Annotated in this window: 22 protein-coding genes and 1 pseudogene; 11 read left to right on the top strand and 12 right to left on the bottom strand. The window is 39.6% G+C overall.

The features are described 5' to 3' along the window. Positions 1 to 139 precede the first annotated feature (139 nt). Together L1266_RS00225 and L1266_RS00230 are read left to right on the top strand one after the other, a co-directional pair. Positions 140 to 1141, top strand: a pseudogene (locus L1266_RS00225) (branched-chain amino acid aminotransferase); the annotation flags it as partial. A 161-nt stretch (positions 1142 to 1302) separates the two neighbouring features. After that, the gene (locus L1266_RS00230) at positions 1303 to 3456 is read left to right on the top strand and encodes a prolyl oligopeptidase family serine peptidase (protein WP_235376536.1); all 2154 of its coding nucleotides are present in this window, start codon (positions 1303 to 1305) and stop codon (positions 3454 to 3456) included. A gap of 80 nt (positions 3457 to 3536) precedes the next feature. Here the strand turns inward: L1266_RS00230 and L1266_RS00235 are convergent, their stop codons facing one another. Both L1266_RS00235 and L1266_RS00240 read right to left on the bottom strand, forming a co-directional pair. After that, positions 3537 to 4628, bottom strand: coding sequence for a DUF481 domain-containing protein (locus L1266_RS00235; protein WP_054553040.1), 1092 nt, complete (start codon positions 4626 to 4628; stop codon positions 3537 to 3539). 101 nt (positions 4629 to 4729) lie between these two features. Then, positions 4730 to 6025, bottom strand: a complete 1296-nt coding sequence (locus L1266_RS00240; protein WP_235376537.1) for an anti-phage deoxyguanosine triphosphatase — start codon at positions 6023 to 6025, stop codon at positions 4730 to 4732. Positions 6026 to 6239: 214 nt separating this feature from the next. Between L1266_RS00240 and L1266_RS00245 the strand changes: the two genes are divergently transcribed. The 8 genes from L1266_RS00245 (at position 6240) to ttcA (ending at position 12066) form a co-directional block, all read left to right on the top strand. After that, positions 6240 to 7058 (top strand): glucosaminidase domain-containing protein, encoded by an 819-nt coding sequence (locus L1266_RS00245; protein ID WP_054553042.1) that lies wholly within the window; start codon positions 6240 to 6242, stop codon positions 7056 to 7058. After that, complete coding sequence (locus L1266_RS00250; RefSeq protein ID WP_235376538.1) at positions 7051 to 7719, top strand: DUF2987 domain-containing protein; 669 nt, start codon at positions 7051 to 7053, stop codon at positions 7717 to 7719. The genes L1266_RS00245 and L1266_RS00250 overlap by 8 nt, the downstream gene beginning before the upstream one ends. A gap of 497 nt (positions 7720 to 8216) precedes the next feature. After that, complete coding sequence (ppk2, locus tag L1266_RS00255; protein ID WP_235376539.1) at positions 8217 to 9110, top strand: polyphosphate kinase 2; 894 nt, start codon at positions 8217 to 8219, stop codon at positions 9108 to 9110. A gap of 11 nt (positions 9111 to 9121) precedes the next feature. Continuing rightward, on the top strand, positions 9122 to 9436 hold the full coding sequence (locus L1266_RS00260; RefSeq protein ID WP_054553044.1) for a hypothetical protein: 315 nt from the start codon (positions 9122 to 9124) through the stop codon (positions 9434 to 9436). A 117-nt stretch (positions 9437 to 9553) separates the two neighbouring features. Then, positions 9554 to 9976 (top strand): hypothetical protein, encoded by a 423-nt coding sequence (locus L1266_RS00265; RefSeq protein WP_138618174.1) that lies wholly within the window; start codon positions 9554 to 9556, stop codon positions 9974 to 9976. Between the two features lies 1 nt (position 9977). Beyond that, a complete protein-coding gene (locus L1266_RS00270; protein ID WP_054553046.1) occupies positions 9978 to 10493 on the top strand; it encodes a demethoxyubiquinone hydroxylase family protein in 516 nt (171 codons plus the stop codon). A 131-nt stretch (positions 10494 to 10624) separates the two neighbouring features. Next, positions 10625 to 10930: a hypothetical protein gene (locus tag L1266_RS00275; protein ID WP_235376540.1), complete on the top strand. Its 306-nt coding sequence runs from the start codon at positions 10625 to 10627 to the stop codon at positions 10928 to 10930. A 242-nt stretch (positions 10931 to 11172) separates the two neighbouring features. Further along, positions 11173 to 12066, top strand: a complete 894-nt coding sequence (ttcA, locus tag L1266_RS00280; RefSeq protein WP_235376541.1) for a tRNA 2-thiocytidine(32) synthetase TtcA — start codon at positions 11173 to 11175, stop codon at positions 12064 to 12066. Positions 12067 to 12130: 64 nt separating this feature from the next. Here ttcA and uspE read toward each other — a convergent pair whose 3' ends face one another. The 10 genes from uspE to ccoN form a co-directional block, all read right to left on the bottom strand. Continuing rightward, positions 12131 to 13054, bottom strand: a complete 924-nt coding sequence (gene uspE, locus L1266_RS00285; RefSeq protein ID WP_235376542.1) for a universal stress protein UspE — start codon at positions 13052 to 13054, stop codon at positions 12131 to 12133. Between the two features lie 102 nt (positions 13055 to 13156). Further along, positions 13157 to 13891, bottom strand: coding sequence for an FNR family transcription factor (locus L1266_RS00290; protein WP_054553050.1), 735 nt, complete (start codon positions 13889 to 13891; stop codon positions 13157 to 13159). A gap of 36 nt (positions 13892 to 13927) precedes the next feature. Continuing rightward, the gene (locus tag L1266_RS00295) at positions 13928 to 14599 is read right to left on the bottom strand and encodes a sulfite exporter TauE/SafE family protein (protein ID WP_138600032.1); all 672 of its coding nucleotides are present in this window, start codon (positions 14597 to 14599) and stop codon (positions 13928 to 13930) included. Then, positions 14592 to 14759, bottom strand: coding sequence for a cbb3-type cytochrome oxidase assembly protein CcoS (gene ccoS / locus L1266_RS00300; protein ID WP_054553052.1), 168 nt, complete (start codon positions 14757 to 14759; stop codon positions 14592 to 14594). The genes L1266_RS00295 and ccoS overlap by 8 nt, the downstream gene beginning before the upstream one ends. Then, positions 14756 to 17131, bottom strand: coding sequence for a heavy metal translocating P-type ATPase (locus L1266_RS00305; RefSeq protein WP_235376543.1), 2376 nt, complete (start codon positions 17129 to 17131; stop codon positions 14756 to 14758). The genes ccoS and L1266_RS00305 overlap by 4 nt, the downstream gene beginning before the upstream one ends. Before the next feature lie 9 nt (positions 17132 to 17140). Next, positions 17141 to 17632: a FixH family protein gene (locus tag L1266_RS00310; protein ID WP_054553054.1), complete on the bottom strand. Its 492-nt coding sequence runs from the start codon at positions 17630 to 17632 to the stop codon at positions 17141 to 17143. A gap of 149 nt (positions 17633 to 17781) precedes the next feature. Further along, on the bottom strand, positions 17782 to 18747 hold the full coding sequence (gene ccoP, locus L1266_RS00315) for a cytochrome-c oxidase, cbb3-type subunit III (RefSeq protein ID WP_054553055.1): 966 nt from the start codon (positions 18745 to 18747) through the stop codon (positions 17782 to 17784). Further along, complete coding sequence (locus L1266_RS00320; protein ID WP_010373992.1) at positions 18744 to 18929, bottom strand: cbb3-type cytochrome oxidase subunit 3; 186 nt, start codon at positions 18927 to 18929, stop codon at positions 18744 to 18746. The genes ccoP and L1266_RS00320 overlap by 4 nt, the downstream gene beginning before the upstream one ends. Positions 18930 to 18934: 5 nt before the next feature. Then, positions 18935 to 19609 carry a cytochrome-c oxidase, cbb3-type subunit II gene (gene ccoO, locus L1266_RS00325; protein ID WP_235376544.1) on the bottom strand — a complete coding sequence of 225 codons (675 nt, stop codon included), beginning with the start codon at positions 19607 to 19609 and terminating at the stop codon, positions 18935 to 18937. Positions 19610 to 19621: 12 nt separating this feature from the next. Then, positions 19622 to 21055: a cytochrome-c oxidase, cbb3-type subunit I gene (gene ccoN, locus L1266_RS00330; protein WP_036967883.1), complete on the bottom strand. Its 1434-nt coding sequence runs from the start codon at positions 21053 to 21055 to the stop codon at positions 19622 to 19624. A 366-nt stretch (positions 21056 to 21421) separates the two neighbouring features. Between ccoN and L1266_RS00335 the strand changes: the two genes are divergently transcribed. Then, positions 21422 to 21820: a hypothetical protein gene (locus L1266_RS00335; protein ID WP_235376545.1), complete on the top strand. Its 399-nt coding sequence runs from the start codon at positions 21422 to 21424 to the stop codon at positions 21818 to 21820. The last annotated feature ends 224 nt before the right edge of the window (positions 21821 to 22044 follow it).

Consider the following 22044-nt stretch of genomic DNA (forward strand, 5'->3'; position numbering starts at 1 on the left):
TGCGCAACTTGGGTTGCGCATTTTTTGTACCAAATGGTCGAATTATTATTACTTTAATCGATAAAAGGCACTAGTTTGCTATGGTTAAACGGGGATGGATTAGCATACAATGGGGTAAAAGTAGTCCAAACAAGAGAGAACAACAATGGCCGCATTTGGTACTGTATTTATGCCACAAATGATCCAAGCACGTTTTGCTGATAACTCATGGAGTGAAAGCGCGCTGGTCCCATCTGATAAAATCGAATTACATGCGGGTGCTCACGTATTACATTACTCAAGCACCTGTTTTGAAGGATTAAAAGCATTTCGTCACGAAGATGGCTCGGTCTATATCTTTCGTATGGATGCTAACATTGCTCGTATGAAACAAAGCTCTAAGTTACTAAACTTACCTGACTTTGACGAAGGCATGCTTGAGCAAATGATCAAAGACATTGTAAAAGAATACGCAGACGAAACACCAACACCGCCGGGTTCAATGTATATTCGCCCAACTCACATTGGTACAGAAGCGGCAATCGGTAAAGCGGCTGCACCGTCAATGAGTTCCTTACTTTATGTATTACTTTCGCCAGTAGGTGATTATTTCTCAGGCGGTGCTACAGCATTACGTGTATTACTTGAAGAAGACGGCATGCGCTGCGCACCACACATGGGTATGGTTAAAAGTGGTGGTAACTACGCAAGTGCATTAGGTCCAATCTTAGAAGCTCGCTCAGAGCATCAAGCAGACCAAATTTTATTCTGCCCTGGTGGTGATGTACAAGAAACTGGTGCTGCAAACTTCATTCTAATTGATGGTGATGAGATCATCACAAAAGCACTTGATAGCACATTCTTACACGGTGTGACGCGTAATAGTATTTTAACGATTGCTAAAGATTTAGGTATGACAGTATCTGAGCGTAACTTTACTGTGTCTGAGTTACTAGAAAGAGCCGCTAAACCAGGTACTGAAGCTGCGTTATCAGGTACCGCTGCGGTACTTACCTCGGTTGGCACGCTTATTCATAACGACCAAGAGTTTAAAGTGGGGTCGGGTAAACCAGGTGAGAAAGTTGCTAAATTACGCCAAGCATTGAATGATATTCAATGGGGTAAATCAGCAGATACTCATGGCTGGTTAACAAAAGTATAATCGCTGAGCAAATATATGCTTTGAAGAGCCACGTTACTACGTGGCTTTATTGTTTTTACATTGGTTTACAGCACTTCCTGTGTTTAACCGCAAATTACTAGACATTCTAATGCTTTAATTTTACTTTCATTTTATTAACAATAACTAAAAGTAAATTTATTATGATCAAGAAAACACTAGCATGTGCAATTGTTGTTGCATTGGCGGGCTGCGGTGAGTCTACCCCTACAAAAACAGAACAAACAGTGAAAACTGCAGAGGTTAAAGCTGCTGTGAATTATCCAGAAACTAAAAAAGGCAATGTTGTTGACGAGTACTTCGGTGAGAAAGTAGCCGATCCATACCGTTGGTTAGAAGACGATATGAGCGACGAAACAGCCCAGTGGGTTAAAGCCGAAAATGACGTTACCTTTTCTTATCTAAAAAATATTCCGTATCGCGATGAGCTAAAAACTACCCTTGAAAAGCTGATGAACTACGAAAAAGTCACAGCGCCATTTAAAGAGGGTGAGTACACCTACTTTTATAAAAACGATGGTCTGCAAAATCAGTACGTAGTTTATCGTAAAAAAGGCGACTCTGAAGCTGAGGTATTCTTAGATCCAAATACTTTTAGCGCTGATGGCACAACTTCAATGTCGGGCTTAACATTCACAGAGGACGGCACGCTAGCGGCCTATCAAATCTCTGAAGGCGGCAGTGACTGGCGTAAAATTATCATTATTGATACAGCGACTAAACAACCAATTGAAGAAGCATTAGTCGATGTAAAATTCAGCGGTATCTCTTGGCTTGGCAACGAAGGTTTCTATTATTCGAGCTACGATAAGCCAAAAGGTAGTGAGCTGTCTGCAAAAACAGATCAACATAAAGTTTACTACCATAAGTTAGGCACGGCACAAGCAGATGATCAATTAGTTTATGGTGGCACAGAGGCTCAGAAACATCGTTATATTGGTGCTGATGTAACCCGTGATAATCGTTATTTAATTATTGCTGCAAGTACTTCAACTTCAGGTAATAAATTGTTTATCAAAGATTTAACTAAGCCTGACAGCAAGCTAGTGACTATTTTAGATAACACTGACTCAGATACCTCAATTATTGATAATGACGGCTCGAAACTATATTTAGTGACTAACTTAAACGCGCCAAATAAACGTGTAGTGACTGTTGATGCTGCTGATCCAAGCCCTGAAAATTGGCAAGATTTAATCCCAGAAACTGATAATGTGCTTAGCCTTTCAAAAGGCGGTGACTACTTCTTTGCTAAGTATATGGTTGATGCGATTTCGCAAGTAAAACAATACGATAAATCAGGTAAATTAGTACGCGACATCAGCCTGCCAGGTGTAGGTACTGCATATGGCTTTAGTGGCAAGCACGATGCACAAACACTGTATTACTCATTTACGAATTACACTACACCAGGCAATACCTACTCGTTTGATGTTGAGTCAGGAAAGTCTGATGTGTATCGCAAGTCGGGCGCTAAATTTAATAGTGAAGAATATATCTCTGAGCAAGTCTTCTATACATCAAAAGATGGCACCAAAGTTCCGATGATTATTTCGTACAAAAAAGGCACTGAGCTTAACGGTAAAAATCCGACTATTTTATATGGCTATGGTGGCTTTAACGTAAGTCTAACACCAAGTTATAGCCCTACAGTAGCGGCGTGGCTTGAGCACGGTGGCATCTATGCTGTTGCTAATATTCGTGGTGGTGGCGAATACGGTAAAGAATGGCATGTAAATGGTACACAGCTTAAGAAACAAAATGTATTTGATGACTTTATTGCTGCGGCTGAGTACTTAAACAAAAAACAATACAGCTCACCTGATTACTTAGCGGTACGTGGTGGCTCAAATGGTGGCTTATTAGTTGGTGCGGTTATGACACAGCGCCCTGAGCTATTTAAAGTTGCGCTTCCTGCTGTAGGTGTTTTAGATATGCTGCGTTACCACACCTTTACAGCCGGTGCTGGTTGGGCGTATGACTACGGTACGAGTGAACAAAGTAAAGAAATGTTTGATTACTTAAAAGGCTACTCACCAGTTCACAATGTAAAAGAAGGTGTTAGCTACCCTGCAACCTTAGTGACAACAGGGGATCATGATGACCGTGTTGTGCCTGCGCATTCATTTAAGTTTGCAGCAGAGCTACAAGAAAAAGGTGCGAAACAAAATCCGTATCTTATTCGCATTGAAACAAATGCAGGTCATGGTGCAGGAACACCAACAAGTAAGATCATCGATCAATACGCTGATATTTATGGTTTTACCCTATACAACATGGGTGTTAAATCGCTATAAGGTAATGTATATATTACTTAACTAAAATTAAAAACGCCGAGCTTAGCTCGGCGTTTTTGTATCGATCAAGCGAATTGATATTATAAATCGATACCCAATGCGAAAATCATTTTGTAATCTTCTTTTTCTGGTACTACACCGTTTTCATCGGCAATCGGGTCGGCAAGGTAATCCCAAACTAATGACACATCAAAATCGATATCATCTGTGATTTCAAATTCAAACGCAGCCAAAGCATATTGTGAGTCACCGCCAGCATCACTGCTTGCAGTTAGGTAGCGATAATTTAATGAAAAATCGATTTTCTTAGTGATTTCTAACTCATAATTTGTAGAAATAAACCAAGACATTGATGAGTTACTCTTATCTTCTCCAGCAGCTACAGTGTCAAATTGGGTTTTTTGATAAGCAGGCCCCGCTGTAAAATCCCATTCTGTTTTGTCGGTATCTATCACATAATAACCAACACCGGCGCCGACAGTGTATTTATTGGCGATATTTTGGAACGGGTCACGATAGTATTCAAAGAAAATAGGGCGGTAGTACATTTTTTGTGTGTAAAACCAGTCAAATGTACCGTTAGCACGAATATTGTTTTTAGTAATTTGATCATCACTGGTAGTGCGATAGCCTAAAATCTCAGATAAAAATCGACTTGAAGCAGTACGGCGCTTTATGTCAGCTTTAATAGAATATTCAGTTTGGTCAGTATTTCCACGGGCCAAATCTGCACCCATGGATAACTTTACAGTCCATGCACTGAGTTCGCTTTCAACTGAGGGAGCAATTGAGACTAAATCGCGATAACGGTATTTAGCGTCTTGTTCGCCAACTTTTACATAACCGCCCGATATATTAAGTGTACCACTGAGCTCATTGCCATCGTTAAAGCGAACCGTATGATGGCGATCTGAAATAATCATATAGATATCTTCGCGATCAATCATTAATGTATCAAGAATGTCGCTGTCAAACTCAACTTCTTTGTCGTACAAAGAGACAAGCTCGCCTTTGAGCCATTCGCCAGAATTAAGCCGTATCCAATCAAAGTGGGTTGCATCTTTAATTATTATGCCGCGCTCTTCGAGAAGCGGATCTGGAAGTGTTTCTGCGCTATAGCAAGCAAATGAACTTGCAACAGCTGCACTGATGAGCAGGTATTTTTTGAGCATTATTTCAATCCATGTTAAATAGAATGCATCTAAAGAAGTGCGATTATTTATTAATAACCTGCTTAATTTTAGAACACTATCAAATAGTGTTCAAAAATTACTTAAGCAGAGGGCAAAAACAAACGTTGATAGGTCTTGTAGGCGTATTCGTCACTCATTCCTGACAAATAATCACAGATTATACGCATCGCATTATCGCCTTGTTGGTGCGCATTTAGCCACATTTCTTGCGTTGTTTCTGGTAATAAGCGCATTGGGTCGCTGGCAAAAGCACTAAATAATTCAATCAGCAGGTTTTGCCCTTTAAACTCCACTTGCTGCATCTTCGGCTCACGAATTAAGCGTTTAAAAACAAAATGTTTTAGCACGTTAAGAATTTCGGCAAATTCATCTGGAAGACTCACCGTGTACTGTAATATTTCAGATTCGAAATCTGCGTTTTGTACAACTAACTGAGCGTTAATAATAAAGGTGTTTACCAACTCACCAATGGCTTCTTTACGCTCATACTCGTGATGAGAAAAGAGTCTGGCGGTTATCGAGCTCAAATGAGTGGTTAGCCATGTAGAGTCAAGCTCTTGTAATTGTACAAGGGCATGATTTTGCCAATCAGCCAGCGTTAAAACCTCTGTAGCTATAGCGTCTTCTAAATCATGTACGGCATACGCAATATCGTCGGCTAATTCCATAATTGCTGAGTCTATCGATTTGTAATGGGTTTTAGCTCTAAACTCATCAACCTTATAATGACTACTCAGCAGCGCTTTATCGTTATTCGACAGTGGCTCAATGATCCAATCGAAAACATCTTTATCGTCTTTATATAAGCCTTTGGCTGGTCGCCAATGGTCAGCTTTAATAAAACTACGTTGCTCACTCAAAGGTGGAATGCTGTGCCACAAATCATCAATAAAGGCTGGATATTTAATAAAACCTAACAAGGTGCGCCTGGTTAAGTTCATGCCATAGCCATTTGAATAGGGCTCAAGCTTAGAGACAATTCTAAGTGTTTGCGCGTTACCTTCAAAGCCACCATGATCGCGCATCATGTAATTTAATGCTATTTCACCACCATGACCAAAAGGAGGGTGGCCAATATCATGAGCAAGGCATAAGGTTTCGAGTAAACTACCGCTAGGAAAATTCGTAAATTCAGGGTGCTGCTTTTTCAAATGGCGTAATAAACCACTGCCAATTTGGGCAACTTCTAAAGAATGAGTAAGACGAGTTCTATAAAAATCATTTAAGCCAATACCCATAATCTGAGTTTTGGCCTGCAAACGCCTAAATGCTGCGGCGTGTATGATTCGAGAGCGGTCAACCTGCCAAGCTGAGCGGTTATCGTTTGGACGATATTTTTGTTGATTAATAATGCGAGCTTGCCAAGATTGGCACATAAAAATAACCTTCCTATTCCTTGTTTGCTTACTTTTCAGTATACGCAAGCGCTTGAAAATTGCGAGCAAACTACACTGTTACGTCAATAGTTTGTCCCTTTTATGGGTAGTTTTATAGTGCTGAATTCGCTAAAAATCATCTGCTTTGGTATACTTCGCCTTTGTGTGTGCGTGAGTTAACCGCACATGAGTAGTAGTTTATTTGAGAGAATACATGCTTAAGTACGTTTTTCGAGCTTTATTAACCGCTTTTTTTGCATGGGCGTTATTTTCGCCATTTATCGAAAAAGAAGTGACAGTTGAAGAATCTGAACAAACTCAGAGCACGCCTACCGGAACCCAGCGCGTAATCAAAAAAGAAAAACCATTACATAATGTAAAACTGCCTGACTTTGCAGCATTTACTGATGTAAAAGAGAAGAAACATGCTTTTTTTGATTTTATTCGCCCACATGTTGAGGCCGAAAATAAAAAAATTTTACAGCAGCGAGCTAAACTAGAAATTGCGCGCATGATGCTTGAGTACAATGAGCCGCTTACGAGCAAGCAAAAGTCAGATATTAAAAAAATTCTTACCAGCTACAAGTTGCCTAACACTATTGACACTTTATCGCTTACCCAAGCACTACGTCGAGTTGATATCATTCCTAAAGAGCTTGCGTTAATGCAAGCAGCAAATGAATCAGCATGGGGCACGTCACGCTTTGCACGGATTGGTTTAAACTTTTTCGGTCAATGGTGTTACAAAAAGGGTTGTGGCATGGTTCCTCGTCGCCGTGCTAACGAAGCGGCCCATGAAGTGACAGCATTTAAATCGGTACGTGCTGCTGTAAGCTCATATTTTAAAAATATTAATACCCATGCTGCGTATAAAGATTTACGATTAATTCGTGCCGATTTACGTCGCCAGCAAAAACCTATAGAAGCAACCAAGTTAACACAAGGTTTGTTATCATACTCTGAGCGCCGTGAAGCATATATTGATGAATTAAACACTATGATAAATCAAAATAGAGCTTACTTTGATGAATAAACTCCTTCCATGGTTAAAAGTCGCAACTATCGCGGTTGCGCTAAGCGCGGTTTCCTCTAAAGCCGCAGCAACTGAATTTGTTATTGCTTATGATGGCTTTTATGATCGTTTAAAAGTCGTGAATAAAGGTGAGTTTCAATACGCTCAAGTTAACTTTTATTTGTCTGATATTGCTAGCAACGAAGTATGCACTATTAAATCAGGTAAAATAATTACAGAAAAACAAGAGTTTGACCTAACTTATACAGATAAAGCTCAGTTACTTTTACCTTTTGATAAGCAATTAGATACAGATAAAGCTGTTATTGTTGTGCAACCAGAAAACCCTAAACATGAATGCCAATTAAAGTTACAGATTGAAGCGACTGATTTGGCAGATTTTGAACTCAGTAAAGCGAACTTATATACGTTAAATGAAGAATTTGACGAGCTGTTATCTGATTTGTCGGGCTTTTTTGTCAGCAAATTAATGTGGTTTTTGCTGCCTGAACAACAAGGTGTTGTACTTAAATTTAATGGCCAAGACGCTATCTCGGCAAATGGCGTTAGCTGTAAAGAGCTGCGTTGTTCAATAAAAGTAACAGACGACTGGCAAGACGATAACACAGTACTAAGCAGTCATGCTGAGCTTATCAGCGCCACACCTTGGATTGTTAAATAGCGACTATATTTTGGCTAAAAGCGTTTAAACTTCGACAAAAGGGACCTTAATTAGGTCCTTTTTTCGTTGTGAAGCAGATAGTTCTTATGTTTCTTTTTTCAAAAGTTTATCTCAGCATTTAGACGTATGAGCAAAATTGAAAATTCATCGTAGTTAGTACAATTACTATGACTGTTTCTTTGCTCTAAATTATTCCCTTGATTCATATTTTTCCTAACTATTTGTATTGCTGTGTATTTAAGGTTCAGTGTGTTTTGAAACATAGAAATAGTCGGAATGTATTAGTTTTCTCTGATTGTTTTTTATTATAGAAAAAAGACTTGATTGTATATTGCTAGCCTGATCTTTACTTAATTATTAAGTGCTAACTTTCTATTTTTAAATGAATTTTTAAGGAATGAAAATATAGATTTAGATCAAGTTACTTCGCTATAACTGGCTTAAAGTAAAACTATAAAGTTCTCAATATAGGTAGTTATAGTTTAATAGGAGTCGTTATGCAGACAGTCAATGTCGAACCTGTATCAGTAAAACAGCAGAATTTATCCGAACACAATGCTAAACAGGATGTGGTTTTTGATCTAGATGTTAAAAACCAAAGCTTAAAGTGGAATGCTGACGGTAAATACCCATATAAACGCAAAATGGACGTAGTTGAATACGAGCGCCATAAACACGAATTGCAAATCGAGCTTTTAAAAATGCAAGGCTGGGTAAAAGAGACCGAACAACAAATTGTGATTTTATTTGAAGGTCGAGATGCGGCAGGTAAAGGTGGCACTATAAAGCGTTTTATGGAGCATTTAAATCCTCGCGGGGCACACGTGGTAGCCTTAGAAAAGCCAACTACTAGAGAGCGTGATCAGTGGTACTTCCAGCGTTACATTAACCACTTACCTACTAAGGGTGAAATCATACTTTTCGATCGTTCTTGGTATAACCGAGCCGGTGTTGAGAAGGTAATGGGGTTTTGCGATGATCACGAATATTTGGAGTTTATGCGTCAAACACCTCAACTTGAGCGTATGTTGGTGAATAGCGGTATTAAGCTATTTAAATATTGGTTTTCGGTCAGTAGAGAAGAGCAATTTAGACGTTTTAAATCGCGCCAAAACGACCCACTCAAACAATGGAAGCTAAGCCCAGTTGATATGGCATCACTGGCTAAATGGCATGATTATAGTGATGCCAAAGATGCCATGATGTTTCATACCCATACTAAGGATGCACCTTGGACACAAATTCGATCTGACGATAAAAAGCGCGGGAGAATCAACTGTATGCGCCACTTCTTAAGTTGTTTAGATTACCCGGAGAAAGATCACGATGTAGTAAATTGTGTCGACTCGCTTATTGTTACCGAACCTACCCGCATGTCTATACGCAAGTGAAGGAGAATACTATGCAAAATTCACAGTCAGTATTTGAGAAACGTCTTGCTAAGCTCGAAAAAATTCTTGAAAAGAGTAAAAAAGAAGTGGCAAGAACCACTGAACTTGCAAAAGATGCAGCACTAAAAGCACAAGCAGCTGTAGAGTGTGCCAGCGAAGCTGAGAACCTAGCTGAAAATGCTAAAAAGCGCTTTAAAGCAGCAAAAAAGCAATTAAAAGAGGCTAAAGTGTTAAAAATTGCGCAGAAAAATGCGTCGAAAAAATCGGCTATAAAACGTGCCAAACGATTGGCAAAGAATAAAAAAGCTAAAACTAAAAGCGCTTAAAGTTAACAAAGGGCACATGGCTATTGTGCCCTTTGTTTTTATTAAGCGTATCGCTGGACATTTTTACGATTATCGATATGCTAAATGTCAATTTTTCAGGGACTTAAAAGCATCTTAATGAAACCTTTAGCGTCTATTTTTGTTATTTTACTGCTATGTTCAGCGTGTAGTAGTCATTCACTTATCAACCAAGAAATGCAAACTAAGTTGCAAGGCTCATGGCAGTCTACAAATAGCCCAGTTTGTGAAGCTAATTTTCATACCGTAGCTTTCAAAAACAACACATTAGAAATCTCATATGACGAACAGGGCTATATTTCTGAGTCTGAAGCGAGAAAAACCTTCGTTTATAATATTCTCTCAGCAGAGAAAAATTTAGTCCGTGTGCAGCTTGAAAATGAAACTCGTTTAGATAATAAGGGCAAGCCAGTAGTTTGGCATCTAAAACCACTTAGAAATGATAAGTATTGCTGGGGTAGAGATGACTGGCCTGATCTTGCTTGTACAGCTTCCCGTTATAAATGCACAGTAAGCAATTAAGATGATCTCAAAAGAAGTCGCTAGAATTGTGCGTGTTGATCATGCAGGTGAATTTGGGGCGATAAGCATTTATAAGGCTCAGTTATTTGTCGCTAAGTTTTTATATCAAGATATCTCTGTACAGCTTAAAGAAATGCTAAATCATGAAATCGAGCATTTCAAAACTTTTGATTGTTGGTTAAAGGAACATAAAGTACGGCATTGCCACGCAATCTGGTTTTGGTCTTTGGGTGGTTATTGTTTAGGTTTGATTACTGCTTTATTTGGCCGTAAAGCAATTTGGGTGTGTACAGAAGCCGTTGAATCAACGGTTCTTCATCATCTAGAATGGCAATTAAGCTATTTAGAGAAAAATAATAAAAGCGCATATCAAACGGTACTAAGCATTCAACAAGATGAAATTGAACACCAGAACCTAGGCAAAGTGAATGGTTCAAGTTCACTTTATTATTCACCAATCAGATTAGTCGTTAAGCACTCCACTAAATTTGCTATTTGGCTTTCGACTAAGTTGTAAAACTAAAAAATAAGGATAATTAAATGAGAGTTTGTTTGCTGATTTTGTTTTCGTAGCCATTTATCGTGTGTTCGGCTCAGTCTGAGCCAAATGCAGAATTAGAATTTGAACGGTTCTATAATGCATTGAAAATGGATGAAATCTTCAATGGCCTTGGTGGTATTGTAGAGGTCGATACAAAGCAAATATTAGCAGATACACTAAAAGATTTACCTGAAAGTCAAAAGCAATTGTTGATAAATGCGATGGGGACATCGGTATTGGCAGAGCCAACAGACATGAGTGCCGCTAAGATGGCTTTTAAGCTTAAAATTCTTAGTTTATTATCACCACAAGAGCTTAAAATAGCAGCAGATTTTTATTCAACAAATATTGGTTTAAAAGCGCATAGAGCCATAATCGAGGCGGAAGTAGCTGCTTCGAACTTTTTAGATTAATTGTTGTTTCATATAAATTATTTAGTAAATCCAGAAAACACCACTTAACCTGTTTTAAATATAAATAACCTGAATCCTTAACCTTCATTCCCAAAGCGCTGTGCTGTACGTGGTATCTCTACAAGAGAAGCGTTTTAATTATCCCACGCTAATCATTTCAACTCGCTCAAAAAGTCCGTATAATCCACGCCGAACTTTTTACTATGAAACATGGCTTACTAAAGCCTGTATGAGCAGAGCAAATGAATCAAACTGATACTAGAAAAGAAACTCTTGAATTTAATAAACTTCAAAAGCGTCTAAGAAGGCATGTTGGTACCGCGATTACTGATTATAACATGATCGAAGACGGTGATGTTGTTATGGCATGTATCAGTGGTGGTAAAGATTCTTTTGCAATGCTAGATATTTTGCTTAATTTACAAAAAGCAGCGCCGATTAAATTTGAAGTTATTGCGGTAAACCTTGATCAGAAGCAGCCTGGTTTTCCTGAGCACATTTTGCCTGATTACTTTGAGACGCTAAATATTCCGTATTACATCGTTGATAAAGATACTTACTCAGTAGTAAAAGAAAAAGTACCAGAGGGCAAAACAACCTGTGGTCTGTGTTCACGACTTCGTCGCGGCACACTTTATTCATTTGCAGAAAAAATTGGTGCAACCAAACTAGCACTTGGTCATCACATGGATGATATCGTTGAGACAATGTTCTTAAATATGTTCCATGGTTCACGACTAAAAGCGATGCCACCAAAATTACGCTCTGATGATGAACGTAACGTGGTAATCCGTCCGTTGTCATATTGCCGTGAAAAAGATTTAATTAAATACGCTGAGCACAAAGACTTCCCGATCATTCCTTGTAATCTATGTGGCTCACAAGAAAACTTGCAGCGTCAATCAATCAAAGCCATGCTGACAGAGTGGGATAAGAAAACTCCAGGTCGTGTTGAGAGTATCTTTAAGTCTTTACAAAATGTTAGCCCAAGCCAGCTTGCAGACAGAAACTTATTTGATTTTGAAAATTTACCACTTGATAGAGAAGGCAATCGTGAAAGCTATGACTTTAGCGAGGCGGTGGTCTCATCAACAAACATTGATGAATCATTATTTATTGATGTAACAAATGTATAAAACTCTTAAACTGTATATATAAAAAAGCCCCAAATTGGGGCTTTTTTAATATCTATTCAATAGGTTATTTAGCAAGTGGGCTTACATAGCCGTCTGGTTTTAGTGCTAATACATCGCAGTCAAGGCTATCAATAACATGCTCTGCTGTGTTACCGATAAGCGCTGCACTTAAGCCAGTACGTCCAACTGTACCAATCACTACTAATTCGCTGTTGAGGCGTGCAGCCACATCAGGAATAACATCTTCAGGTAAGCCTTCTTCAATGTGGCAATGAGCTTGGTCAATATCAAAGCCTTCAGCTAATGAAAGCGTTGATTCAAAGTGATGTTTTTTAACTGATTCGTTGTAAACACCAGGGTTAAACTCAGGAATTTCAATCGCGATATTAACCGGCGTTGCTGGGTAGGCATTTACTAAGTTAAGGGTGGCGTTGGCCAAGTCACAAATGAAGCGAGCGTCATTAATAATACGCTTGTTAAGTTCAAGGTGTTGTTCATTCTCACTCACTGCGTTTACAGCAGCTAAAATATTGCCTTTTGCTGGCCACTCTTTCTCTTTAACAAGTAAAACTGGAGCAGGGCACTTACGAATGAGGTGCCAGTCAGTTGGGGTGAAAATAACCGATTTAAGTGTATCGTGTTGATGGGTGCTTTTTACAACAAGATCAAAACCATCGTTAATTACCGTATTGATAATGGCTTCGTAAGGGCGATTGTGCCAAACAACACAGCTATCAATGGTTAGTTCAGGATAAAGGGCAATTTGCTCGTTTAACCATTCTTGGCGGTCTTTTATTACGGCCTCTCGCATTGCTTCACGCTCATCAGCAGAAAGCATAGTGGTCATTTCGTAAGAGAAGTCGTAGATACTGAGGAAAGCGGTGATGGTCGCGCCAGATTTTTTGGCTAGATCAATTGAGCGGCTTAAACTATGTTGCTGCTCTTTGGTTGGGTCTATAACTGCTAAAATTCGTTTAATTGCGTCCATGTGCTGCTCCTTAACTGTTCCGCAAAAAGTAGTACTTTGAGTGTAACCTAAATTTAGAACAGTTAAAGGGGCAAACAATATAAAGTTGCGTTAAATCAAACTCTATTTACATTTAATCGCTGCGGTTGCTGCAAGCGCTTGCTGGTCCAAAATGGTGATAAATTTGCCTTCAACTTTAATAAAGCCCGCTTTTTGGAAGCGGCTTAAAAGGCGGCTAATTGTTTCAACAGTAAGGCCTAAATAATTACCGATTTCACCACGTGTCATGGTTAAACGGAATTCTTTACGTGAGAAACCACGTTCACCAAAACGCTCTGCAAGATTATAAATAAAACTTGCTAGACGCTCTTCAGCTGACTTTTTATTGAGTAACAATAACATTTCTTGGTCGTAGTTAATCTCATTACTCATTAAACGCATAATTTGTTGGCGTAGCTTAGGTAATTTACCTGCTAATTCGTCTAGAGTATCGAATGGAATTTCACATACCATTGAAGTTTCAAGGGCTTGCGAAAAGCTTTGATGAGCCATTTTGTTGATTGCATCGAAACCGACTAAATCACCAGCCAAGTGAAAGCCAGTAATTTGCTCATCACCTTGCTCAGACAAGGTATACGATTTAAATGAACCAGAGCGTACCGCATAAATAGCATTTAAGCTTTCGCCAGACTCAAATAAATAATCACCTTTGTGTAGAGGCTTTTTACGTTCGATGATTTCATCGAGACGATCCATTTCTTGACCGTTTAATGAAAATGGCAAACATAGCTGGCTGATACTGCAATTATTACAGCTAATTGTGCATAAGCCTTTTGACTTGTTTTGTGAGAAGTCCATACATCAAATCCATTCAAATAGGTTAACAACTTTAGGTTAATGAACTAACTTATCGGTTGCTATAATTAATAAGTATATACCGTACCATATTATTACGCTGCCTAGAATAACCCTTATCCAAACATGGTTAAAAAGAGTATTTATTTTTTGACTAACAAGACCAACACTGATCATTGCTGGAAAAGTTCCCAAAGCAAAAAATAACATTACGCCTGCACCGTGAAGAGCTGATGGGCTTGTGAGTGCCCAGGTTAACGCAGAATAAACTAGGCCACAGGGTAACCAACCCCACAAAGCGCCATAAAGCAAGGCTTTAGGGGTTGTATCGACCGGTAATAAAAAACGATTGAGTTTAGCTAAATGCTGCCATATTAGCGCCTTGCCTAGTTTTTCTAGCCACTGTAGGGTTGCCGCTAAGCGCATTATGTAAACCCCAACTAGTAGCATAAAAATACCACTCAAAAACGACAACGCTATCGATATAGAAGTATTTTGCGCTGCAAAGCGACTACTAATTCCTGCTACAAGAGCACCGGCCAGCATATAACTGAGTGCTCGGCCTAGGTTATAAGCAACCGAAAAGCTCACTGCACGGTTTTTGTTGGCGGCAAGTTGTAAACTACTGGCAATGCCACCACACATAGCTAGGCAGTGACCACTGCCTAACAAGCCCATTATAAATGCACTAATAAACAGCGGATCAATCATTACTTTTGTTATGCTGCTCTTTATCGTCTTCGAACAGAATACTGTGACCCTGTTTATTTAAATCAGAAAACTGCTCGCTTTTTACAGCCCAAAAGAATACCCCAATTGCAATTAGCACAAATAAAATGGCAATTGGGATAAGCATATAGATGATACTCATAGTTTTAATAACCTTAATGAGTTGGTAATAACCAAAATGGAGCTTGCAGACATACCGATGACGGCCATCCAAGGAGCTACGAGCCCGAGGGCTGCCAATGGTAAAATCGAACCATTGTAAATAAGTGATAATGCCAAGTTTTGCTTAACAATACGGCGCGTCTTTTTCGAGACAGTAAGCAAATGTTCTATAGCCGTTAGATCACTATTGAGTAATACCACATCAGCACTATTTTTGGAAATATCAGCGCCGGTTTCCATTGCGATAGATAAATGGGCACTGGCAAATACAGGGCTGTCATTCACGCCATCACCAACCATAGCAACAATGGCACCTTTAGCTGCCAATGTTTCAACATGGGCTTGTTTATCGCGAGGGCTGCATGCTGCATGCACGGTATCTAAATTTAGCTGTTTTGCAATTCGCTCACCACTGTTAGAGGCATCGCCCGTTAACATATGGCAATTAATTTGTTGCGAATGAAGTTTAGTAATCAGTTTTTCTGCGTTATCACGTAAGCTGTCTGCTAAGTAAAAGCGCGCAATGACTTGTTTATCGATATACAAGGTTGCTTGAGCATCAGCTTTTTCGGTATCAAACCAACCGCTTTTACCTATCGCAAGGTGTTGATCATTGAGTAAAGCGGTAATGCCTTTACCCGGTTCGATAGTCACATTCTCAATTGGGTTTATTGAGTCGTTGAAACCAGCAAATGCATTAGCTATAGGGTGCTCAGAGAAGCTTTCAAGTTGGGCAGATAAGCGTAATGCATCAGCTTCACTGTACTGGCTGTTTACTAGCTCAACGCGTTCAATGGTAAAGCGACCTTGCGTTAAGGTACCTGTTTTATCAAAGGCGATATCAGTTAATTGTGGTAGCGTTTCTAATACGTGGGCTTGCTTAATTAAAATCCCACGCTTTGTTAAGCTTGCAACTGCACAAGTTAGGGCAGTTGGAATCGCTAAACTAAGCGCACAAGGGCAGGTAGCAACAAGTACAGAAATAGTCACCCAAAAGGCATGCTCGGGGTCTATTTGATACCAACCAATCGCTGTTATTGAGGCAAATACTAATAAGCAGGCAACAAACCACTGTGCTACTTTATCTGTGATCTCAACTAATCGCGGGCGTTTGGTTAACGCTGTGTGTTGCAACTTAATAATTTGATTAAGCAGGGTATTTTGACCGATTTTGTTGATCTCAATACTGATCACGCCATCGTGGTTAATCGTTCCTGCGTAAACTTGATGGCTGACAAACTTATTAACGGGTTGATGCTCGCCCGTCATCATGGCTTCATCAACGGTTGTTTGACCTTTTGTAACAATACCATCAGCAGGAATAGTCTCGCCTGCTTTGATTAATACAACATCACCCAGTTTTAGTTTTTTGGCCGCAATTATCGATTCTTGGTTATTCTCATCGATAATACGAGCTGTAAGAGGCAGTAACTTTTGCAAGTTAGCGGTAAATTCACTGGCTTTTAAACGGGCTCTAAATTCTAAATATTTACCTAATAATAATAAGAAGGTAAACATACAGATAGATTCAAAATAAACTTCGCCAACCGACATTAATGTGGCATAACAGCTTGCCCCATAAGCACCAAAAATAGCTAATGAGACTGGTAAGTCCATATTCAGCTGTTTGGCTTTTAAACCATTAATGGCATTGGTTAAGAATGGTAGGGCACTGTAAAGAATAACTGGAGAAGCAAGCACTAAACTTATCCAGCGAAAATACTGCTCGAAGTTCTCTTCCATGCCAGAGAACATGCCAAAATACATGGCGAAAGCAAACATCATTACTTGCATGGTCATCAGACCGGCAACCCCTAAACGGCGGATATAAGCTTTCGCGGCTTGCTGTTTTTGGCTTGCTTCAAGGTCTGCCTGAAATGGATAGGCTTTATAGCCGATTTCGTGTAATGAGGTGATAATTTGGCTAAGCGGTGTAACCGATTTATCCCATTGGATCATGGCACGGTTGGTCGAAGTATTTACATCAACACGTTTGATTGCTTTTAAGTTAAGTAGTTGTTTTTCGATTAACCAAGCACAGGCAGCACAGGTGATGCCTTCAACCGTTAATAGTACTTCTGATAAATCATTAGTGGCTGAAATAAACTCGTCTTGAATATCTTCGTTATCGTAACTTTTAATCAACTCGAGTTGCTCTGGAACAAGCTGTTCAACTTTACCAGAGCGTACAGTTCTAAATTTATAATAATCGGTCATGCCTTGGGCGACGATATTCTCAGCAACCGTTTGGCAACCAATACAACACATAGGTTGTGCCTTACCGTCTATTTCGACAGTCGCATTAAAGCCTTTTGGCACACTTTCAAGACAATGAAAGCAATTATCGGACATTAGAGTTTACTACTTATATTCAGGGCTAATCGAAATCGTTTTATCAGTTGGCAAAATGACATCTTCTTTAAGTTTCCAACTGTTATCGATTGGTTCAATAAACACTGTGTATGCACCGTCAACATGGGTGTCGAGTAGGGCAGTAAAATCGCCATGGGCGTTTTTCATTAAGCTTACATCAAAGTCATTGGCTTTAATGGTGCGATGATAAAAAGACATTTTTAAAGAGTGAACATTGCTTGCATCACCCTTGGTGAAAGTGAATGTTACTTTGTCGTCTGCAACATTTAAATCGCCATGTAAGTAAAGTGCTTTTGCTTTATTAAATTTGCTGAGTTCAAGGTTAATTGCCTTGCCTTTTTTATAATAATCGTCAACAACCATATCTGGGCCGTTGCCAATTGCCATATAAATAAGACCAGCACAGCCGATGATAGCTGCAAGAGGAAAAGAGATTAAAAACCATGGCCAAAAGTTTTTATACCAAGGAGTGGGTTTCATAGTACTTATACCTTTAAAAACGTTGTACGCATTTTATCGGATTTAAAAGCAAAAGACTAAAAAAAAGCCTCCAGATGGAGGCTTTTTTGATCTTAATTAATCTATTGAATTAAAAGATTAATTGTTTATACATTTTATTAACCGCGTGGTTATTTATCTTGCGATAAGCTGTAAACGTACGCTGTTAATAAGTGAACTTTATCTTCACCTAAAATGTCTTTCCATGCTGGCATTACACCGGCGCGGCCATTGATTAGTGTTTCTTCAACAGCACGTTTAGAACCACCGTATAACCAGATGTTATCTGTTAGGTTAGGTGCACCAAATGGTAAATTGTGTGCAACTGAACCTTTACCGTCAGCACCGTGACACGCAGCACACATTGCAAACTTAGCAGCACCTGCAGCAGCGTCTTTTTGGTTAACAGTACGGCCAGAAAGGCTAAGTACGTGAGCAGTCATTTCTTTAATGCCTTGCTCGCCAAGCGCATCACCCCAAGGTGGCATCGCAGCAACACGACCGTAAAGAAGTGTTTCTTTGATCTTGTCTGGTGAACCGCCGTATAACCAATCGTTATCTGTTAGGTTAGGGAAGCCTTGACCACCACGTGCATCTGAACCATGACATTGTGCACAGTTTTGAGAGAATAAACGTTGACCAATCTCAAGCGCTTTTTCGTCTTTAACTAGTGTTTCAATATCTTGTTTTGCGAATGACTCAAAGATTGGGCCAAAACGCTCATCAGCAGCGATAAATTCTTGGTCTAATTGAACGTTCTCACCGTTAGCTAATGCTTGTTCAGTCGCTTCTTTAGACTCAGCTAAAGAGGTAATACCTTGGTTAGAACTTGTCCATTTACCTAAACCTTCCCAGTTACCTAAACCTGGGTAAGCAGCAAGGTAGTATACAGACCAAATAAATGTCGCGAAGAACATATAAGTCCACCATTTTGGTAGTGGGTTGTTAAGTTCTTCAATGCCGTCAAATTCGTGACCACAGCTTTCGCCTTCTTTCACACCTGCGTAGTTTTTTAAGTTCCACAGAAGTAGGCCGAAGATGATAGCAAGACACGCTAGGGTTAATACAATAACCCATATACTCCAAAAGCTAGTCATTTCTCAGACTCCTTTTCCTCATTAGAGATTGTGTTGTTGTGTTTTTTTTCATCTTCAAATATGGCATTAGCAGCATCGTCAAAACGGCGTTTGCTACGCTTGCTGTATGCCCATACAACAATCACAATAAACAGTACTAAAATTACCAGAGTCAAAATGCCTCTGTATGTTCCGTAATCCATAATAATTACTTCAAGTGTGTGCCAAGCTGTTGTAAGTAAGCGATTAGAGCTTGCATTTCAGTTGCACCTTGACCACCGTTCATGGCTTCGATTTTCGCAATGTCAGCTTGTAGCTCTTCGTCACTTCCGTAACCTTTACCGTCGTAACGGTCGCTCGTTTTATCAATTCCGAAGCTATCACGGAATATTTGAAGCTTTTTAAGTGTATGGGTCGTATCGACTCTGTTTTCGTCTAACCAAGGAAACGCTGGCATGTTTGACTCAGGAACCACTGCACGTGGATCCATTAAGTGAGCATGGTGCCAATCGTCTGAGTAACGCTCACCAACACGCGCTAAGTCAGGACCAGTACGCTTAGAACCCCATTGGAAGGGGTGATCCCATACTGACTCACCAGCTACAGAGTAGTGACCGTAACGCTCAACCTCGTCACGGAAAGGACGAATCATTTGTGAGTGACAGTTGTAACAACCTTCACGCACGTAGATATCACGGCCTTCCATTTCTAACGCTGTAAGAGGGCGTAAGCCATCAACAGGTTTAGTCGTATCGTCTTGGAACATGAGTGGAGTAATCTCAACTAATGCACCAAAGCTGATTGCAAAGACAGTCAAGATAGCCATTAGGCCAACGTTCTTTTCGACTATTTCGTGTTTGTTTTGTGAATTATTATTGCTCATCGTGCTACTCCATTATGCCAATTGTGCGTCAGCGTCTAGTTGAAGCGAATCTTTCTTCGCTGCAATAGTACGATAAACGTTGTAAGCCATAATTAGCATACCTGTTACGATGAATACACCGCCTAGGAAACGCATGATATAGAACGGATACGAAGCTTCTAATGACTGTACAAAGCTGTACATTAACGTACCGTCTGAGTTTACTGCACGCCACATTAGACCTTGCATTACACCAGAGATCCACATTGCTACGATGTATAGAACAACACCCACAGTGTGTAACCAGAAGTGCGTGTTAACTAGTTTAACACTGTACATACGGCCTTGTGAGAATAGTGCAGGGATTAGGTGATAGATAGCACCGATAGAAATCATTGCAACCCAACCTAGTGCACCTGAGTGTACGTGACCTACAGTCCAGTCAGTGTAGTGAGAAAGCGCGTTAACTGACTTAATAGCCATCATTGGGCCTTCGAACGTAGACATACCGTAGAAAGATAGAGAAACAACTAAGAAACGAAGTACTGGGTCAGTACGTAGTTTATGCCATGCACCTGATAACGTCATGATACCGTTGATCATACCACCCCAAGATGGAACGAATAGGATAACTGACATAACCATTCCTAAGCTTTGCGTCCAGTCTGGAAGCGCAGTGTAGTGTAGGTGGTGAGGACCTGCCCAGATGTATAAAGAAACAAGAGCCCAGAAGTGAACAACCGATAAACGGTAAGAATAAACAGGGCGGCCTGCTTGTTTTGGTACGAAATAGTACATCATACCTAAGAAACCAGCAGTTAATAAGAAACCAACAGCGTTGTGACCGTACCACCACTGAACCATTGCATCTACAGCACCTGCGTAAATAGAGTATGATTTAGTTAGTGAAACTGGAATTGCCATGCTGTTTACAATGTGTAAAACGGCAACAGTAATGATGAAACCAGCGTAGAACCAGTTCGCAACATAGATGTGCGATACTTTACGCTTGATTAACGTACCAAAGAATACCACTGCGTAAGTTACCCAAACAACGGCGATAAGAATATCGATTGGCCATTCAAGTTCTGCGTATTCTTTTGAGCTTGTGATACCTAATGGTAAGGTAATCGCTGCTAGTACGATAACAAGTTGCCAACCCCAGAAGGTGAAGGCTGCTAATTTATCTGAGAAAAGGCGCGTTTGACATGTACGTTGTACGACGTAATAAGACGTCGCAAAAAGTGCACTTGTACCAAATGCGAAAATTACTGCGTTCGTGTGTAACGGACGTAGTCGAGAGTAAGTTAACCATGGTGTATCAAAGTTAAGTGCTGGCCAAGCTAATTGGGCAGCAATCAGAACCCCAACACTCATGCCAACGATGCCCCAAATCACTGTCATAATAGCGAATTGGCGTACAACTTTATAATTGTACTCAGTTTGTGATGCTACTGTTTGGCTCATTTTCTGGCTTCCGCTGCAATAAATGCGTTTTAGAAATGAATTACCCACTTTTATTCAAAGTGGGGCCTACTATTACTTCACAAGCGTGTTACCTAAAGCCAACTTAGCGGTGCTAGCTTCAGAAAACAAACTCGAGAAACCCTTATTTTTGCGATGGAAATGATAAAATTTTTGACCTTAAAAAGATAGGTCAATTGCATAAAATTATGACATCAATCAAATTTTAGCGCTTTGTTGGTTATTTTTTGTCAGAGATTGTATTTTTATTGACTTATTATTAGGTGCCTGTTGTCTTTTTTGGGCATTCTAATTAGTATCTGACTTTATTTTATACAGGCAAATAGAGTGCGAATAAGCTTATTTCCCGTGTTCCTTTTTAGTCTTTTTTTAGCTGCATGTGATAGCCAAAGTATAGATAAGGGCAGCACAAGTACAAGTTGTCAGAACAATAGTCATTGCAATTACCCAAATAATGTAGAAGTTTGGCTAAGTAACCCAGATATCAGTCCAGAAACACCGTTTACGATTAACCTAATGTTACCAAAGGAGGCTAAAAACCTCTCAGCAAAACTTGAAGGTGTCACCATGTATATGGGTTTTATCCCACTGCAGTTTAAACAGACAGGGCAAGTTTGGGTTGCTGATACTATGGTTGGCGCATGCTCTGAACCTGTTATGACTTGGAAAATGATGCTCACTTATACTTCTGGCGATAATCAACCTCAAACCTTGCTTTATTATTTCGATTCACTGCAAACTCGATAACATCTTCCTTCATTATTGTTGATCGCAGTTTTTAATTATCTAAAAGCTGTGATTAGCGCAATTTCTGCTTCACCTTTTTTTACTTTGATGTTCTTTATTAGCCGTATTTTTATACGGTATTACAAACTGACGGAACAAAAACAAAAAATCATCCTCTAATACACTGTTTAACAGACTAACTTTGTCTATTTAGTTAATTTAAGTGAATAACTATGGTTAGCAGT

Origin of the sequence: Pseudoalteromonas sp. Cn5-37 (assembly GCF_021532495.1) — a bacterium.
GTDB classification, from domain to species: Bacteria; Pseudomonadota; Gammaproteobacteria; order Enterobacterales; family Alteromonadaceae; genus Pseudoalteromonas; species Pseudoalteromonas simplex.

What these genes read in the sequence shown, in the direction of transcription:
- L1266_RS00230 (WP_235376536.1), top strand. Translation starts at nt 1,303, where the DNA reads ATGATCAAGAAAACACTAGCATGTGCAATTGTTGTTGCATTGGCGGGC.
- L1266_RS00235 (WP_054553040.1), bottom strand. Translation starts at nt 4,628, where the DNA reads ATGCTCAAAAAATACCTGCTCATCAGTGCAGCTGTTGCAAGTTCATTT.
- L1266_RS00240 (WP_235376537.1), bottom strand. Translation starts at nt 6,025, where the DNA reads ATGTGCCAATCTTGGCAAGCTCGCATTATTAATCAACAAAAATATCGT.
- L1266_RS00245 (WP_054553042.1), top strand. Translation starts at nt 6,240, where the DNA reads ATGCTTAAGTACGTTTTTCGAGCTTTATTAACCGCTTTTTTTGCATGG.
- L1266_RS00250 (WP_235376538.1), top strand. Translation starts at nt 7,051, where the DNA reads ATGAATAAACTCCTTCCATGGTTAAAAGTCGCAACTATCGCGGTTGCG.
- ppk2 (WP_235376539.1), top strand. Translation starts at nt 8,217, where the DNA reads ATGCAGACAGTCAATGTCGAACCTGTATCAGTAAAACAGCAGAATTTA.
- L1266_RS00260 (WP_054553044.1), top strand. Translation starts at nt 9,122, where the DNA reads ATGCAAAATTCACAGTCAGTATTTGAGAAACGTCTTGCTAAGCTCGAA.
- L1266_RS00265 (WP_138618174.1), top strand. Translation starts at nt 9,554, where the DNA reads ATGAAACCTTTAGCGTCTATTTTTGTTATTTTACTGCTATGTTCAGCG.
- L1266_RS00270 (WP_054553046.1), top strand. Translation starts at nt 9,978, where the DNA reads ATGATCTCAAAAGAAGTCGCTAGAATTGTGCGTGTTGATCATGCAGGT.
- L1266_RS00275 (WP_235376540.1), top strand. Translation starts at nt 10,625, where the DNA reads ATGGATGAAATCTTCAATGGCCTTGGTGGTATTGTAGAGGTCGATACA.
- ttcA (WP_235376541.1), top strand. Translation starts at nt 11,173, where the DNA reads ATGAATCAAACTGATACTAGAAAAGAAACTCTTGAATTTAATAAACTT.
- uspE (WP_235376542.1), bottom strand. Translation starts at nt 13,054, where the DNA reads ATGGACGCAATTAAACGAATTTTAGCAGTTATAGACCCAACCAAAGAG.
- L1266_RS00290 (WP_054553050.1), bottom strand. Translation starts at nt 13,891, where the DNA reads ATGGACTTCTCACAAAACAAGTCAAAAGGCTTATGCACAATTAGCTGT.
- L1266_RS00295 (WP_138600032.1), bottom strand. Translation starts at nt 14,599, where the DNA reads ATGATTGATCCGCTGTTTATTAGTGCATTTATAATGGGCTTGTTAGGC.
- ccoS (WP_054553052.1), bottom strand. Translation starts at nt 14,759, where the DNA reads ATGAGTATCATCTATATGCTTATCCCAATTGCCATTTTATTTGTGCTA.
- L1266_RS00305 (WP_235376543.1), bottom strand. Translation starts at nt 17,131, where the DNA reads ATGTCCGATAATTGCTTTCATTGTCTTGAAAGTGTGCCAAAAGGCTTT.
- L1266_RS00310 (WP_054553054.1), bottom strand. Translation starts at nt 17,632, where the DNA reads ATGAAACCCACTCCTTGGTATAAAAACTTTTGGCCATGGTTTTTAATC.
- ccoP (WP_054553055.1), bottom strand. Translation starts at nt 18,747, where the DNA reads ATGACTAGCTTTTGGAGTATATGGGTTATTGTATTAACCCTAGCGTGT.
- L1266_RS00320 (WP_010373992.1), bottom strand. Translation starts at nt 18,929, where the DNA reads ATGGATTACGGAACATACAGAGGCATTTTGACTCTGGTAATTTTAGTA.
- ccoO (WP_235376544.1), bottom strand. Translation starts at nt 19,609, where the DNA reads ATGAGCAATAATAATTCACAAAACAAACACGAAATAGTCGAAAAGAAC.
- ccoN (WP_036967883.1), bottom strand. Translation starts at nt 21,055, where the DNA reads ATGAGCCAAACAGTAGCATCACAAACTGAGTACAATTATAAAGTTGTA.